We start from the raw sequence: 14,044 nt of genomic DNA on the forward strand, positions 1-14,044 counted from the left end.
CAAACGGGTGAAGACGAACGGCAAGCGGCCATCGAGGGTGCCATCGTCGAGGGTCAGCAGCTCTTCGCCAGTGACCATCGACACCGGACAGCCGCTGGTCTGGGTCTGGGCCGCGGTGTCGGCGCTGTCGCCGTTGGGGTTTTTCGATTGGGCGGGGGCGTCGTCGTGATGCTCGTGTTTTTTCAGCGCGGTGTTGCGCTGCGCATCCCAGCGCAGTTGCATCCGGCCCTTTTTCACCCCGGCCGCGATACCGCGTGCCGCCACGGTTTTGTAGCGGTCCACGTAGGTCATGAAGCCATTGACCACCGCGAAGATCGCCCCGATGAAACGCTGCATGGCAGCCAGCAGGCGCACGCCCACATTCCCCAGGCGCATCGACAGATAAACGATACCGGCCCCCGCCCCGGTGAAGGTCAGGACGACACCAATCAACAGGTCGATCAACAACTGCACCGCCACCCTCGACAAGGCTTCGGCCGTTTCACCGGCAACCTCACTGGGCGGCAACATGTCCAACCAGAGACTGGCGGTGCGCACCAACAGGCACAGCGCCGCTTCGTCGCTGGACAGCAGTTGCAGCTTGGCCATCACCAGCGGTGTTTTTTCCGCCAGGTCCTCCAGCTGCTTGGCGCTTTCGCCCAACCGATCAACAAATTGACCAGGGTCCTTGAGGATGTCCGAGAGCAAGCTGATGCTGTCCCACACACTTTCAATCGCCGCCCAACTACCGGCGAGCAGCCCGTTCCCCACCGCCGCCGCCGAAGTCGACAGCGATTGTTGTGCCCATCGCGGCTTGAAACCCTGCCACTCACCGCGCAACCAGTCCGTCAGATCGGTGGTCAGGCCATCGTAGGAAGAAAACAGATTCGCGATTTGCTTGGCGGACACCTCGCCCTGGACATGAACCCGATAGGACTTGCCCGCCTCCCCCGTGAAGGTCCCCAGGCCCTGGGCATCCAGGGTGACCGGCGTGACCTCGCCGCTGGCCACCTCCACCACATCCACCACGATGTCGCCCAGCGGGATGTCGTACACCGACTCGAACTTGCTCTCGATCGTCATCGGCCCGCCCTTGGGGCACTGGACGACCGTGGAGAGGAAGTCATCGTCACTGATGCTGACAGCGGTGGTGCTGTCGCCAAAGCGGATCAGCCGCTCCATGCCCATCAGCGACGGCAGGTCCGCCGCATGACTGGCCTGGTCCGCCGCTCTGCTGTACCAGCGCTCGAGCTGCTCGCGGTAGACCGACAGGGTGTCTTTGAAGCTGTCGAGTTCCTGCTCGATTCGGCTCACCTGATCCATCAGGACAGGGCTCGCTCAAGGGCCGGCAGGAAAAAACGGTCGAACATGGGCAGACGTCTCGCAGCACTCAGGGAGCGCGAGACTTTGCCGGGAATGACAGGGGAATTAAGTCAGGGGAAGGAGACAGAGTACGTAGGGCGATTCGCTAAATTCGTCTGACCTGTACAACGAATCGCCTGTGGATAACCCTAGATATCGCGAGCTTCAAGTGATTTGAGCTTGATTTCGGCCAGCGGATGCCCGGCTTTCGCCGCCAAGGTCCACCAACGCGCCGCTTCAACCGGGTCCGGCGCCTTGCTGGCTGTGCCGGCCAGGCTGATCACGCCAACCTGGTAGGCGGCCTTGCCATCACCGGCCAATGCCGCCAGCCGCAGCAGGCGAACCCCTTCTTCACGGGCACCCAGACCTTGGCCGCGAAACGTGAGGATGTGCCCATAGAAGCTCTGCGCACCGACGTCGCCCAGGTTCGCCATGCGGGAGAACTGCCCCTCGAGCCAGGCCCAGCCACGTGGCTGACGGACGAACCAGGACCAATGAAACAACCGACGCGCCAGCCAGTAACCGGCCCGCGCCTTGAGTCGCCAGAGCACTCAGGCCTCCGCCGACTCGGGGTACTCGTATTCAAATACCCGAACCACTTCCGAAGCGTGCCAGGAAGCAGCGGCCACGCCATCGGAAGGCCCGGAAAAGCGCCCCAGGCGTTCTACGCACTCGAAGAACCCCGTGCGCGGCAACCGACTGGCGCCCTGGCTGATCACCAATGAACTGCGCAGCGGCTGTTCCGCCCGGGCGTCCAGCGCCGCCAGGTGCTCAAGGGCCGCAGTCAAGGTCTGCATGGCCGGACTGGGCAGTTGCAGACGCTCCAACAAGGCGCGGTAGGTCAATAAATGGCGCTGGCGGCGCGCCTGGTCCAACTCACCCAACAACCCATCCCAATGCTGCCGACTGATGCGTACGCTCACGATTCTTCCCTCCAACCCGGAACCGTCAACTCCCAGGCCAGACTGCGCCGAATCGCGGCATCGGGCTGACGCTCGCCGCTCTCGATCAAGGCCAGATAAGACGGGCTGATACCTACCGTGCGGGCCAGCGCCTCAATGGCGATGCCCTTCCCTTCGCGTAAACTGCGTAATTGATCCAGGCCAGGGAGAACCTGGTCCGGTGCCGCCGCGTTAGAGACTGTCGCTTCGCGCGGCGGAGCTTGATCGATGCCTGCTGCCTTCAACAACGATTGGTACTGATCCCACGGCAAAACCGCGTACTCGGGCTCTCCGTCACGTGTGATTATCTGAATATCCATGTCTACCCCGTAGGACAACAACACTTAGCGAGTCAGCCTTTTTTCTTAGAAGTGTAATCCTAATACCGGCTAAGGTCGCGGGGCGATGAATTCTAGGGGCAAGTGCTAGCGAATCAGGTTTTTTTCTGACCTTGGAGTTGGAGTTGTTCCGGGGTATCGGGAAGCCTTTCGACCCGGGCAAGCTTCTCGGGCGATTGCCTATAACGCCAGGCGCGGAAAGCCTCGAGTTCAACGTCGAGGGTTTTCATGATCCATGCCAGCACCGCGATGTCGTCGAACATGCCAAACATCGGCAAGATGTCTGGAATCGCATCCAGGGGACTGAGGAAATACATCAGCCCTGCCACCACCGACAGCATCGACTTGGCGCTGACAGCACGGTATTCGCCTCGCCAGTAGGCCAGGCACAAGGCCTGCAACAGCCGCAGGTCCTCCTTGAGCTTGCCCAGCCGTCCGCCCTCCCGGGCACCTTTGCTGGCGACGGCGAACAATAATGTCGGCAATCGACCGCGGGCCAGCAGGCGGCCTGCCAAGGGCAGAAATCGCGCAAAATTCCACGGGGCCTTCATTTTTTCTCCCACTGAAATGTTATCCACACAAATTGTGGATAACCTTGTGAACAGAGCTGCATTTCACCGCTGAAGCCCCCGTTTCATAAGGGCCCGGCTTAGATCGGGCGTTTTTTACTCACATAAAAAAACCCAATATTTCATTGACTTGACCGGCTGACTGCGTCTAGCACAGCGCCTGTATTGCCTATGACTATACCCTGCATCGTGCGTTCGGTTTTTTTGCCATTTTGCCGCAGCCCAGATGCGACAACGCCCCGCATAAGCGAGGCGTTGTCGTTATAGCAGACGCGATTACTTGGCTGCGTCTTCTTTTGCCGGATCCTTGATCGCCAGCAGTTCCAGGTCGAACACCAGGACCGAGTTGGCCGGGATGGCCGGGCTCGGGCTCTGGGCGCCGTAGGCCAGGTCGCTCGGGATGTACAGCTTGTACTTCTCGCCGACGTGCATCAGTTGCAGGCCTTCGACCCAACCCGGGATCACGCCGCTGACCGGCAGGTCGATCGGGCTGCCACGCTCAACGGAGCTGTCGAACACAGTGCCGTTGGTCAGCTTGCCTGTGTAGTGAACAGTCACTACGTCGGTCGGCTTAGGCTGTGGACCATCGGCCTTCTTGACCACTTCGTACTGCAGGCCGGAAGCGGTGGTGGTGACACCGGCTTTCTTGCCGTTTTCTTCGAGGAATTTCTTGCCGGCGGCTGCCGACTCTTCGCTCATCTTGGCCATGCGCTCTTCTGCACGCTTTTGCAGCGCGGCAAAGGCTTCGACCAGTTCTTCGTCTTTCAGCTTCTGTTCTTTCTTGCCGACGGCATCTTCGATGCCCTGGGCGACCGCTTTGGAGTCCAGGTCATCCATGCCTTCCTGAGCCAGGCTCTTGCCCATGTTCAGGCCAATACCGTAGGAAGCTTTCTGCGCCGGGGTCTTCAGCTCTACGCTGGTCTGCGAGTCGCAACCCGCGAGTACCAGGCCAACCAGGGCCACCGCCGCTGCCAACCGATGCTGTTTCATGCTATTTCCTTGTTCATGCGCCTAAAGGGCAATCGAATAAAGCCGCGAGCTTATCAGGCGGCCACGACCAATGGCTACCGGCATGTGAGCCACAAAGTAATGATAAGTTCAGGTCCGCAAACGCTTTTTAATCCTGGACGAATGAAGCATCTGTCATCAGTTACGTACAGGGACAAATTGCCGCCCCTCCACAGGCCAGAGGTAATGGCCACTTGCCCGCCGCGCGGCACTGAGGCATAAGGGTTTATCAAAAAAACAAGGACGTTACCGTGCGCCTTCTCTCTCGCATCCTCTTGCTGCTCCTCGCGCTGCTGATCATTGTCGTGGCCGTGGTGCTTTATTACGTCGCCAATCCTCGCTTGCCGTTCTATACGCCCGTCGAGCAGGTGCATTACCTGGATCAATGGAGCGCCGCCGAGCGCCAGACGTATTACTTCACGCCCCAGGGCACTCAGGTCAAAGGCCTGCGCTACGACTGGTTCACGGCCCTCGAATTACCGTTTTCGCAACAACGCTTCGCTTCGCCTGAGTACCTGGCGCGCTTTGGGTTCCTGATCGATCCGGCGCAGAAAGCCTCGCCGGCCAATCCCGGCAACTTGCCGGTAGGGTTTGCGCGGCACCAGAACCCGGGCAGCACCGAGCAGTTCCTGGATATCACCTGCGCGGCGTGCCATACCGGCGAACTGCGCTTCAAGGGCCAGGCGATACGGATCGACGGCGGCTCGGCTCAACACGTGCTGCCTTCCAGTGTTCCTACATTGCGCGGTGGCAGCTTCGGACAAGCATTGGTCGCCAGTCTGGCGTCTACCTACTACAACCCTTGGAAATTCGAGCGCTTTGCCCGCCAGGTGCTGGGCAAGGACTACGACGCCCGTCACGAGGAATTGCGCAAGGCCTTCAAAGTCTCCCTGGACACGTTCCTGCGGGTGGCCTGGAACGACACCCATCGCGGCCTCTACCCCACCGAAGAGGGCCCTGGCCGTACCGACGCCTTCGGTCGCATCGCCAATGCCAGCTTCGGCGACGCCATTTCGCCGCAGAACTACCGGGTGGCCAACGCACCGGTGGATTACCCGCAGTTGTGGGAAATGTGGACATTCGACTGGGTGCAATGGAACGGATCGGCCCAGCAACCGATGGCTCGCAACGTCGGTGAGGCGCTGGGGGTCGGCGCCACGCTGAATTTCTTCGACGCCCAGGGCAAACCGCTGCAAGGCGATGCGCGCTACCCCTCCAGCGTGCGTGTGCGCGACTTGAACAAGATCGAAGAGACCCTGCAACTGCTCAAGCCGCCCGTGTGGCCGGAAGCGCTGCTGGGCTCGATCGACAAACCGCTGGCGGCCAAGGGCCGGGCCCTGTTCACTGAAAACTGCGCCGGCTGCCATGTACCCAAGGTAGTCCAAGGGCCCGACAGGCCGGTCCAACAACTGCACATGCTGCCCGTGCAGGTGATCGGCACCGACCCGGGCACCGCCAATAACATCGCCGACCACCGCTACGACCTGACCAGCCTGCAATGGGATCCGGCCGAGCTGGCGAAGCTGGAAGTGCAACTGCACCCGACCCCGACGGAGCCGCTGGACTTGAGCCAACTCTCGGTCGCCAAAGGCCTGGCCTACGTCACGGCATTCGTCGAAAACCGCGCTTACCGCGACGCTGGTGTCACCCCCGCCGAGCGCCCGGCGCTGGATGGTTTCGGCCTGCCCATTGGCGTACGTGAATTGCGCGCCTACAAGGCCCGGCCGCTGGCGGGCGTCTGGGCCACGCCACCGTTCCTGCACAACGGCTCGGTGCCGACGATCTATCAACTGCTCTCCCCCCAGGACGAGCGCGCGACCACGTTCTATAAAGGCAATTTCGAATACGACCCACGCCACCTGGGCTATCGCACTGAAGCCTTTACCAACGCATTTCTCTTCGATACCCGCATTACCGGCAACCACAACAGCGGCCATGAATTCCGCGCGGGCGAGCGAGGTAATGGCGTCATTGGCCGCTTGCTGCAACCGCAGGAACGCTGGGCCTTGCTGGAGTATTTAAAGGTGCTGGGCGGGCCACTGGAGTCGCAACTGCAATGATGAACCCCACCGGTAAAAGGAAGTTTCAATGTTGATCACGCTCTGGCTGCGCCTCGGTGCCTTTTTGGGCAAGACGCTCCTGTGGCTGCTGGGCATCGGACTGCTCGGCTGGGCACTGTCCACGGCCTGGTTTGCCTGGCAACACAAGGGACCGGTCCCGGACAAGGAACAGGTTGCGCCCGGCGAATCGGCCATGACCCAGGACATCATCCAGACCGCTATTCGCATCGTCGACCAGCACCGCGAAAGCACGCGTTACCTGCGCGACGCCCACGCCAAGGCCCACGGCTGTGTCATGGCCGAAGTCCAGGTGCCGAGCGACCTGCCGGCACCGTTGCGCCAAGGCGTATTCGCCGAGCCAGGGAAGGTCTGGCAGGCGACGATTCGCCTGTCCAACGGCAATGCCTATCCGCAGTTCGACAGCCTGCGCGATGCCCGCGGGATGGCGATCAAGCTGATGAACGTACCGGGCAAGCAACTGCTCGCTGACCGGCAATCACAGGGCGAGCAGGATTTCGTGATGTTCAACCATCCGAACTTCTTCGTCAGCGATGTCGCCGAATATCGTCAGAATGTGGCCGCCCAGGCTGACGGGAAGAAGGCGATGGCTTTCTTTCCAAGCCTGGACCCGCGCAGCTGGCAGATCCGGCATTTATTCATCGCCCTGGCGACCCTCTCACCGCCACCGGCCAGTCCGACCCAGACCACGTATTTTTCGGTATCGCCCTACAAGTTCGGTGAGGCCAACGCCAAGTTTCGCGTCGCTCCGGACCCGGACAGTTGCCCGAGCTACACCCTGCCTCCCCAGAACCAGGACTTGCCGAACTTCTTGCGTAGCGCATTGAATCAGCAGTTATCCACAGACCGGGTGCCGGCGTGTTTTGTCTTGCAGATCCAGCGTCAGGATCCGAGCAAGTACATGCCGATCGAAGACACCAGTATTGAGTGGCAGGAAAGTGATGCGCCGTTCGAGACCGTGGCACGGATCAAGGTTCCGGCTCAGGATTTTGATACGCCCAAGTTGAATCTGGCTTGTGATAATCAGTCGTTCAATCCTTGGTTTGGTATTGAGGCGCATCGGCCTATTGGTGGGATCAATCGCTTGCGTAAGGCGGTGTATGAGGCGGTCAGCGATTATCGTCATCGACGGAATGCTGAGCTGTAGAGGTTGGATTGGGGTGTATATCCGTTTTTTTGGTAACGGATATACGCACAAAAAAGAGAGCCAAAAAAAACGACGCTCTCCCCTCGTAAAGGAAAAGCGTCGTTTCTAGTAGTCACCTGGCGTTCAGCATTCCAGATAACCGAATATGGCGCAGCGGACGGGACTCGAACCCGCGACCCCCGGCGTGACAGGCCGGTATTCTAACCGACTGAACTACCGCTGCGCGTAACACTGAAAGTTTGGTGGGTGATGACGGGATCGAACCGCCGACATTCTGCTTGTAAGGCAGACGCTCTCCCAGCTGAGCTAATCACCCTTCACTTTCGATGCGGGGCGCATTCTCTCACAGTTTTTTGTAACGTGCTGATTTAATTAGCAAATTCAGCAAAAAAATATGAGAAACGCACACCACAGGAACTGCAAACAGCAAAAAGCCCGCGTTAGCGGGCTTTCCGTGGTGACCTGGCGTTCAGTGTTCCAGGTAACCGAATATGGCGCAGCGGACGGGACTCGAACCCGCGACCCCCGGCGTGACAGGCCGGTATTCTAACCGACTGAACTACCGCTGCGCGTAACACGTTGAACGAATGGTGGGTGATGACGGGATCGAACCGCCGACATTCTGCTTGTAAGGCAGACGCTCTCCCAGCTGAGCTAATCACCCTTCGCTTTCGGTGTGGCGCGCATTCTACGGAGCACTCTTTAAGCTGGCAAGCACTTTTTAAATTAATTTTTTCAGGCCTTCCAAAGGCTTAGCGAAGGGTTGGCCTATGGCGCTGCGAAGAGAATAATGCCCCCCTTTGTATAAAGGAGAGACTCACCCCATGTGGTTCAAAAACCTGCTTATCTATCGCCTGACCCAAGATCTGCCTTTTGATGCCGAGGCGTTGGAAACTGCACTGGCCAGCAAACTGGCGCGTCCATGTGCAAGCCAGGAGTTGACCACTTACGGTTTCGTCGCGCCGTTTGGCAAAGGCGAAGACGCACCGCTGGTGCACGTCAGCCAGGACTTCCTGCTGATCGCCGCGCGCAAGGAAGAACGCATCTTGCCGGGTAGCGTCGTGCGCGATGCCCTGAAGGAAAAGGTCGAAGAGATCGAAGCCGAGCAAATGCGCAAGGTCTATAAAAAGGAACGGGACCAGCTCAAGGATGAAATCATCCAGGCGTTCCTGCCGCGTGCGTTCATCCGTCGTTCGTCCACTTTCGCCGCCATCGCGCCGAAACAGGGCCTGATCCTGGTGAACTCCGCCAGCCCGAAACGCGCCGAAGACCTGCTGTCTACCCTGCGCGAAGTCATCGGCTCGCTGCCGGTACGCCCGCTGACGGTCAAGATGGCCCCGACCGCCACCATGACCGACTGGGTCAAGACCCAGAAAGCCGCGGACGATTTCTTCGTGCTCGATGAATGCGAGCTGCGCGACACCCACGAAGACGGCGGCATCGTGCGCTGCAAGCGCCAGGACCTGACCAGCGACGAAATCCAGCTGCACCTGAACACCGGCAAGGTGGTCACGCAACTGTCCCTGGCCTGGCAGGACAAGCTGTCCTTCGTGCTCGACGACAAGATGGTGGTCAAGCGCCTGAAATTCGAAGACCTGCTGCAGGACCAGGCAGAGCAGGACGGTGGCGACGAAGCCCTCGGCCAACTGGACGCCAGCTTCACGCTGATGATGTTGACGTTCGGCGAGTTCCTGCCGGCGCTGGTTGAAGCCTTGGGTGGGGAAGAGATTCCGCAGGGGATCTAAACCCCGCCTCCCCTGTGGGAGCGAGCTTGCTCGCGATAGCGGTATGACAGCCACCGAGATGTTGACTGACACTCCGCTATCGCGAGCAAGCTCGCTCCCACATTAGTATTCGGTGTTCTTAATAATAAGATAATAAGGATCAGGTCATGCGCGCATTGGCTGCATTGAGCCGCTTTGTCGGCAATACCTTCGCTTACTGGGTACTGATTTTCGCGGTGCTGGCCTTCCTGCAGCCGCAGTGGTTCGTCGGCCTGAAAATCGCCATCGTGCCGCTGCTGGGCCTGGTGATGTTCGGCATGGGCCTGGCACTCAAGCTGGAAGACTTCGCCGAAGTGGCCCGTCATCCGGGACGCGTCGCCTTGGGGGTAGTTGCCCAATTCGTGATCATGCCCGGCACGGCGTGGCTGCTTTGCCAGGTGTTCAGCCTGCCGCCGGAGATCGCCGTCGGCGTGATCCTGGTGGGCTGCTGCCCCAGCGGCACATCGTCCAATGTCATGACCTGGCTGGCTCGCGGTGACTTGGCCCTGGCCGTGGCGATTTCCGCCATCACGACCCTGCTTGCCCCTCTGCTGACCCCTGCGCTGATCTGGTTGCTGGCCTCGGCCTGGTTGCCGGTGTCGTTCTCGGCGCTGTTCTGGTCGATCCTGCAAATCGTCCTGTTGCCGATCGCACTGGGCATCATTGCCCAACGCCTGCTGGGTGCCCGGGTTCGTCATGCGGTAGAAGTGCTGCCACTGATATCGGTAGTGAGCATCGTGATCATCGTCGCGGCGGTGGTTGCAGCCAGTCAGGCGAAAATCGCCGAATCCGGCCTGCTGATCATGGCCATCGTGATGCTGCACAACAGCTTCGGTTATCTGCTGGGGTACTTCACCGGGCGTTTGTTCGGCTTGCCGTTGGCCCAGCGCAAAACCCTGTCATTGGAAGTCGGCATGCAGAACTCCGGCCTGGGCGCAGCGCTGGCGAGTGCACACTTTTCGCCACTGGCGGCGGTGCCCAGCGCGCTGTTCAGCGTCTGGCACAACATTTCCGGGGCCCTGCTCTCGACGTACTTCCGGCGCATGAGCGAAAAACAGGACCGTGAACTGCAGGCCCGTCAAGCGACGGACTGAAGGCGAATCTTGACCGAGTCGTCAGCATTGGGCATTCTTGCGCCCAATGCGGGGACGACCTCGCAACACCATAGCGTTCATTATCCGGGGACGACCCCACCCATCGATGAGGTGCGTGATGTCCTGGATCATTCTGTTTTTTGCCGGCCTGTTCGAAGTCGGCTGGGCTGTTGGCCTGAAATACACCGACGGTTTCAGCCGCCCTCTCCCCACCGCGCTGACCATCGCCGCCATGGCGATCAGCCTAGGCCTGCTCGGCCTTGCAATGAAGGAACTACCGCTGGGTACGGCCTACGCGATCTGGACCGGGGTCGGTGCCGTGGGCACGGTGATCGCCGGGATCATTTTGTTTGGTGAGTCGATGGCGCTGGTTCGTCTGGCCAGCGTGGCGTTGATCGTTGCAGGGTTGATCGGGCTCAAGGTCAGCACCTGAGCCCTCCTGCAAGAGCCAAATCTATGGGAGCAAGGTCTGTGGGATTAAACCTGTGGGAGCAAAGCTTGCTCCCACAGACCCTGCTCCCCACAGGTTTTAATCCCACAGGGCTTGCTCCCACAAGCTTTTTGCTCCCACAGTTTTTCGTTCTAGCGGACGGTCCCGCGCAACTCCCCCACCAACGCCTGCAACTTCGCCGGCTCAGCCACTTCCACCGCGACCGCCGAACCCGCCACCAGCGTCACCCGCGACCAGAATCGACGAAACAGCCCTTTGGCCGGGTCGCGACTGAAAAAACTGCCCCACAAACCCTGCAACGCCAGGGGAATCACCGGCACCGGGGTCTCCTGGAGGATGCGGGTCAGTCCGCTCTTGAACTCATTGATCTCACCGTCACCGGTCAATTTTCCTTCAGGGAAGATGCAGACCAGCTCGCCGTCCTTCAGGTATTGGGCGATTCGCTTGAAGGCTTTTTCGTAGATGTGAATGTCTTCCTGGCGCCCGGCAATCGGGATCGTCCCGGCGGTGCGGAAGATGAAATTCAGCACCGGCAGGTTGTAGATCTTGTAGTACATCACGAAGCGAATCGGCCGACGCACCGCGCCGCCAATCAGCAAGGCATCGACGAAGGAGACGTGGTTGCAGACCAGCAGCGCAGCCCCTTCATCCGGGATCGCCTCCAGGTTGCGGTGCTCCACGCGGTACATGGAATGGCTCAGCAGCCAGATCATGAAACGCATGCTGAACTCGGGAACAATCTTGAAGATGTAGGCGTTGACGCCGATGTTGAGCAACGACACCACCAGGAACAACTGCGGGATCGACAGCTTGGCCAGGCTCAGCAACACGATGGAGACGATGGCCGAGACCACCATGAACAACGCGTTGAGAATGTTGTTGGCAGCAATCACCCGCGCCCGCTCGTTCTCCACCGTGCGCGACTGGATCAACGCGTACAGCGGCACGATATAGAAACCGCCAAAGACACCCAGGCCCAGGATGTCGATCAGCACCAGCCAGGCGTGACCGAAACCGAGCACTTCAAGCCAACCGTGCCCCTCGACGCTGTCGGGGATTCCACCGGAATGCCACCACAACAGCAGGCCGAACACCGTCAGCCCGAACGAGCCGAACGGCACCAGGCCGATCTCGACTTTGCGCCCGGAAAGCTTTTCGCAAAGCATCGATCCCAAGGCGATCCCCACCGAGAACACCGTCAGGATCAAGGTCACCACGGTTTCGTCACCGTGCATCCACTCCTTGGCATAGGCCGGGATCTGCGTCAGGTAGATCGCACCGACGAACCAGAACCACGAGTTGCCGACAATCGAACGGGACACTGCCGGAGTTTGCCCCAACCCCAGTTTCAGGGTGGCCCAGGATTGGCTGAAGATGTTCCAGTTCAGGCGCATTTGCGGCGAGGCCGCCGCCGCGCGCGGAATGCTGCGGCTGGCCAGGTAACCGAGCACGGCTACGCCGATGATCGCGGTGGACACCACGGGTGCGTATTGCGCCGAGGACATCATGATCCCTGCGCCGATGGTGCCGGCCAGGATCGCCAGGAAGGTGCCCATCTCCACCAGGCCGTTGCCACCGACCAACTCTTCCTCACGCAAGGCCTGGGGCAGGATCGAGTACTTCACCGGGCCGAACAACGCCGAATGCGTGCCCATGGCGAATAGCGCCACCAGCATCAGCGATAAGTGATCGAACAGAAACCCCACTGCGCCGACCGCCATGATGGCAATTTCACCGAGCTTGATCAGCCGAATCAACGCGTCCTTGGCGAATTTTTCCCCGAACTGCCCTGCCAAAGCGGAGAACAGAAAAAACGGCAGGATAAACAGCAGCGCGCAGAGGTTGACCCAGATCGAGCGATCACCCTCGATGGTCAGCTTGTAGAGGATGGCGAGGATCAGCGACTGCTTGAAAATATTGTCGTTGAACGCGCCCAGGGACTGCGTGATGAAGAACGGCAGGAAACGCCGCGTGCGAAGCAAGGTGAACTGCGAAGGGTGACTCATCTTCCATGTTCCTGAGTGGCGTGGACACTTATTGGAATGAACGTTTTTCGATCCAGGCCACACATTACCTGTCTTTAGCGATTATTTCGCCAGCCCTGCAATACAGGGCGACACAAACAACTCACCGTGCCAGGCGCCTTGCACCGTACGCCGCCCGACGATCAGCCACATCACCACCAGCATCGCCACCAGCACAGCCCCGAACACCCTGAAAAAACCCAGGCCCAGCAGGTCCGCAAGCTTCAACGTGGTCAGTGCGTACACGCCCAAGGGAAAGGTAAAGCCCCACCAGCCGAGGTTGAAGGGAATGCCTGCGCGCAGGTAACGCGCGGTAATCAGCAGCGCCATCAACATCCACCACAACCCCAGCCCCCACAGCGTGATGCCGGCCACCAGCCCCAACCCGGCGGCGATTTCGCCCACGCCGGACAGGCCATTGGCGGCAAAAATCAGCGGGGCATCGTTACCCAACAGCAACATGCCCAAGGCGCCGGTGCCGATCGGGCCGAGGGCCAGCCAGCTCGAGGCGGCCATGTTTTCGTGAGGCAGTTTGTGCAGGGCCATGCGCAACAGCAAAATCGTCAGGATGCTGAACGCCACCGGCAGGGAAAAGGCCCAGAGCACGTAGCTGGTCACCAGCATGACCAGTTGCCCATGAGCGTCGGCCAGATGCGGCGCCAACAGCCCGCCGCTGGCTGCCGCGACTTCCGCAGCCACCACCGGCAACAGCCACACGGCGGTCATTTGGTCGATGCGGTGTTCCTGGCGGGTGAACATCAAGAATGGGATCAGCACACCACAGGCCAGCGACATGGCCACGTCGATCCACCATAACGCCTCAGCCACCGCCACCACACCGCTCCCCCAGCGCGGCAGCCCGAATACCAAGAAGCCGTTGATGATGGTCGCCAGCCCCATGGGAATGGTGCCGAAGAACATCGAGACCGTTGAATGACCGAAAATCCGTCGCGCTTCGTCGAAGAACAGCACCCAACGGGCCGTGTACATGAGGGCGAACACCACGAACAACAGCGTGTTGAACAACCACAAGCCTTCACCCAAAAGGCGCAGGCCCGGCACATTCCCAGGCCATTGTGCCAAGGCCAGCGCCAGCACTCCGGTGCCCATGACCACGGCAAACCAGTTAGGTGTGAATTGGCGAATGGCCTCCAGCGGCCTGGGCAAATGGCTCAATGGACGCAAGCGGTTTTTTGCAGCGCAGCATGTCATGGCGAACTCCTGTCCTCGGATGAGGTGAAGCCATGCTAGAGCCGGATCGAATATCTATATAACGGGTAATTTCTCTAT

The 14,044-nt window shown here is 60.0% G+C and carries 13 protein-coding genes and 4 tRNA genes; 5 read left to right on the forward strand and 12 right to left on the reverse strand.

Features of this window, described 5'->3' with window-relative positions; all coding sequences use genetic code 11:
* The 6 genes from ASC85_RS32575 to ASC85_RS05560 all read right to left on the reverse strand — a co-directional run.
* Window positions 1-1,302 (reverse strand): calycin-like domain-containing protein (locus tag ASC85_RS32575; protein ID WP_236712327.1); only part of this gene is annotated, 1,302 nt, incomplete at its 3' end.
* Window positions 1,303-1,490: 188 nt separating this feature from the next.
* Entirely contained in the window at window positions 1,491-1,892 is a 402-nt protein-coding gene (locus tag ASC85_RS05540; protein ID WP_057448574.1) for a sel1 repeat family protein, read from the reverse strand.
* Window positions 1,893-2,264 carry a hypothetical protein gene (locus ASC85_RS05545; RefSeq protein ID WP_003179080.1) on the reverse strand — a complete coding sequence of 124 codons (372 nt, stop codon included), beginning with the start codon at window positions 2,262-2,264 and terminating at the stop codon, window positions 1,893-1,895.
* The gene (locus ASC85_RS05550) at window positions 2,261-2,602 is read right to left on the reverse strand and encodes a helix-turn-helix domain-containing protein (protein ID WP_057448669.1); all 342 of its coding nucleotides are present in this window, start codon (window positions 2,600-2,602) and stop codon (window positions 2,261-2,263) included. The genes ASC85_RS05545 and ASC85_RS05550 overlap by 4 nt, the downstream gene beginning before the upstream one ends.
* 113 nt (window positions 2,603-2,715) lie before the next feature.
* On the reverse strand, window positions 2,716-3,171 hold the full coding sequence (locus ASC85_RS05555; RefSeq protein WP_057448575.1) for a YkvA family protein: 456 nt from the start codon (window positions 3,169-3,171) through the stop codon (window positions 2,716-2,718).
* Window positions 3,172-3,465: 294 nt separating this feature from the next.
* Window positions 3,466-4,179 carry an FKBP-type peptidyl-prolyl cis-trans isomerase gene (locus tag ASC85_RS05560; protein ID WP_003204577.1) on the reverse strand — a complete coding sequence of 238 codons (714 nt, stop codon included), beginning with the start codon at window positions 4,177-4,179 and terminating at the stop codon, window positions 3,466-3,468.
* A gap of 269 nt (window positions 4,180-4,448) precedes the next feature.
* Here ASC85_RS05560 and ASC85_RS05565 point away from each other — a divergent pair, with 269 nt between their 5' ends.
* Window positions 4,449-6,257, forward strand: a complete 1,809-nt coding sequence (locus tag ASC85_RS05565) for a di-heme-cytochrome C peroxidase (RefSeq protein ID WP_057448576.1) — start codon at window positions 4,449-4,451, stop codon at window positions 6,255-6,257.
* Window positions 6,258-6,285: 28 nt separating this feature from the next.
* A complete protein-coding gene (locus ASC85_RS05570; RefSeq protein ID WP_057448577.1) occupies window positions 6,286-7,422 on the forward strand; it encodes a catalase family protein in 1,137 nt (378 codons plus the stop codon).
* 146 nt (window positions 7,423-7,568) lie between these two features.
* Here the strand turns inward: ASC85_RS05570 and ASC85_RS05575 are convergent.
* The 4 genes from ASC85_RS05575 to ASC85_RS05590 all read right to left on the reverse strand — a co-directional run bounded on the left by ASC85_RS05575 (window position 7,569) and on the right by ASC85_RS05590 (window position 8,086).
* Window positions 7,569-7,645 (reverse strand) — tRNA-Asp (locus ASC85_RS05575).
* A gap of 17 nt (window positions 7,646-7,662) precedes the next feature.
* A tRNA-Val gene (locus tag ASC85_RS05580) sits at window positions 7,663-7,738 on the reverse strand.
* A gap of 176 nt (window positions 7,739-7,914) precedes the next feature.
* Window positions 7,915-7,991: transfer RNA gene (locus ASC85_RS05585), tRNA-Asp, on the reverse strand.
* 19 nt (window positions 7,992-8,010) lie between these two features.
* A tRNA-Val gene (locus ASC85_RS05590) sits at window positions 8,011-8,086 on the reverse strand.
* Between the two features lie 160 nt (window positions 8,087-8,246).
* On the opposite strand from ASC85_RS05590, the gene rdgC reads away from it, so the two are divergent.
* The 3 genes from rdgC (at window position 8,247) to sugE (ending at window position 10,712) form a co-directional block, all read left to right on the forward strand.
* Window positions 8,247-9,167, forward strand: a complete 921-nt coding sequence (rdgC, locus tag ASC85_RS05595; protein ID WP_014339706.1) for a recombination-associated protein RdgC — start codon at window positions 8,247-8,249, stop codon at window positions 9,165-9,167.
* Between the two features lie 146 nt (window positions 9,168-9,313).
* Complete coding sequence (locus ASC85_RS05600; RefSeq protein ID WP_057448578.1) at window positions 9,314-10,279, forward strand: bile acid:sodium symporter family protein; 966 nt, start codon at window positions 9,314-9,316, stop codon at window positions 10,277-10,279.
* Window positions 10,280-10,397: 118 nt separating this feature from the next.
* On the forward strand, window positions 10,398-10,712 hold the full coding sequence (gene sugE / locus ASC85_RS05605) for a quaternary ammonium compound efflux SMR transporter SugE (RefSeq protein WP_014339708.1): 315 nt from the start codon (window positions 10,398-10,400) through the stop codon (window positions 10,710-10,712).
* 149 nt (window positions 10,713-10,861) lie between these two features.
* On the opposite strand, the gene ASC85_RS05610 is transcribed toward sugE, so the two are convergent.
* The gene (locus ASC85_RS05610; protein ID WP_057448579.1) at window positions 10,862-12,736 is read right to left on the reverse strand and encodes an MFS transporter; all 1,875 of its coding nucleotides are present in this window, start codon (window positions 12,734-12,736) and stop codon (window positions 10,862-10,864) included.
* 81 nt (window positions 12,737-12,817) lie between these two features.
* A complete protein-coding gene (locus ASC85_RS05615; RefSeq protein ID WP_057448580.1) occupies window positions 12,818-13,966 on the reverse strand; it encodes a TDT family transporter in 1,149 nt (382 codons plus the stop codon).
* Window positions 13,967-14,044: the final 78 nt, after the last annotated feature.

The sequence above is a fragment of the Pseudomonas sp. Root401 genome (assembly GCF_001425105.1).
GTDB classification, from domain to species: Bacteria; Pseudomonadota; Gammaproteobacteria; order Pseudomonadales; family Pseudomonadaceae; genus Aquipseudomonas; species Aquipseudomonas brassicacearum.

Bases quoted from the DNA above. Each gene is read 5' to 3' on its own strand.
- ASC85_RS05570 (WP_057448577.1), top strand. From the start codon at position 6,286: ATGTTGATCACGCTCTGGCTGCGCCTCGGTGCCTTTTTGGGCAAGACG.
- ASC85_RS05550 (WP_057448669.1), bottom strand. From the start codon at position 2,602: ATGGATATTCAGATAATCACACGTGACGGAGAGCCCGAGTACGCGGTT.
- ASC85_RS05600 (WP_057448578.1), top strand. From the start codon at position 9,314: ATGCGCGCATTGGCTGCATTGAGCCGCTTTGTCGGCAATACCTTCGCT.
- ASC85_RS05560 (WP_003204577.1), bottom strand. From the start codon at position 4,179: ATGAAACAGCATCGGTTGGCAGCGGCGGTGGCCCTGGTTGGCCTGGTA.
- ASC85_RS05615 (WP_057448580.1), bottom strand. From the start codon at position 13,966: ATGACATGCTGCGCTGCAAAAAACCGCTTGCGTCCATTGAGCCATTTG.
- ASC85_RS05555 (WP_057448575.1), bottom strand. From the start codon at position 3,171: ATGAAGGCCCCGTGGAATTTTGCGCGATTTCTGCCCTTGGCAGGCCGC.
- ASC85_RS05610 (WP_057448579.1), bottom strand. From the start codon at position 12,736: ATGAGTCACCCTTCGCAGTTCACCTTGCTTCGCACGCGGCGTTTCCTG.
- sugE (WP_014339708.1), top strand. From the start codon at position 10,398: ATGTCCTGGATCATTCTGTTTTTTGCCGGCCTGTTCGAAGTCGGCTGG.
- rdgC (WP_014339706.1), top strand. From the start codon at position 8,247: ATGTGGTTCAAAAACCTGCTTATCTATCGCCTGACCCAAGATCTGCCT.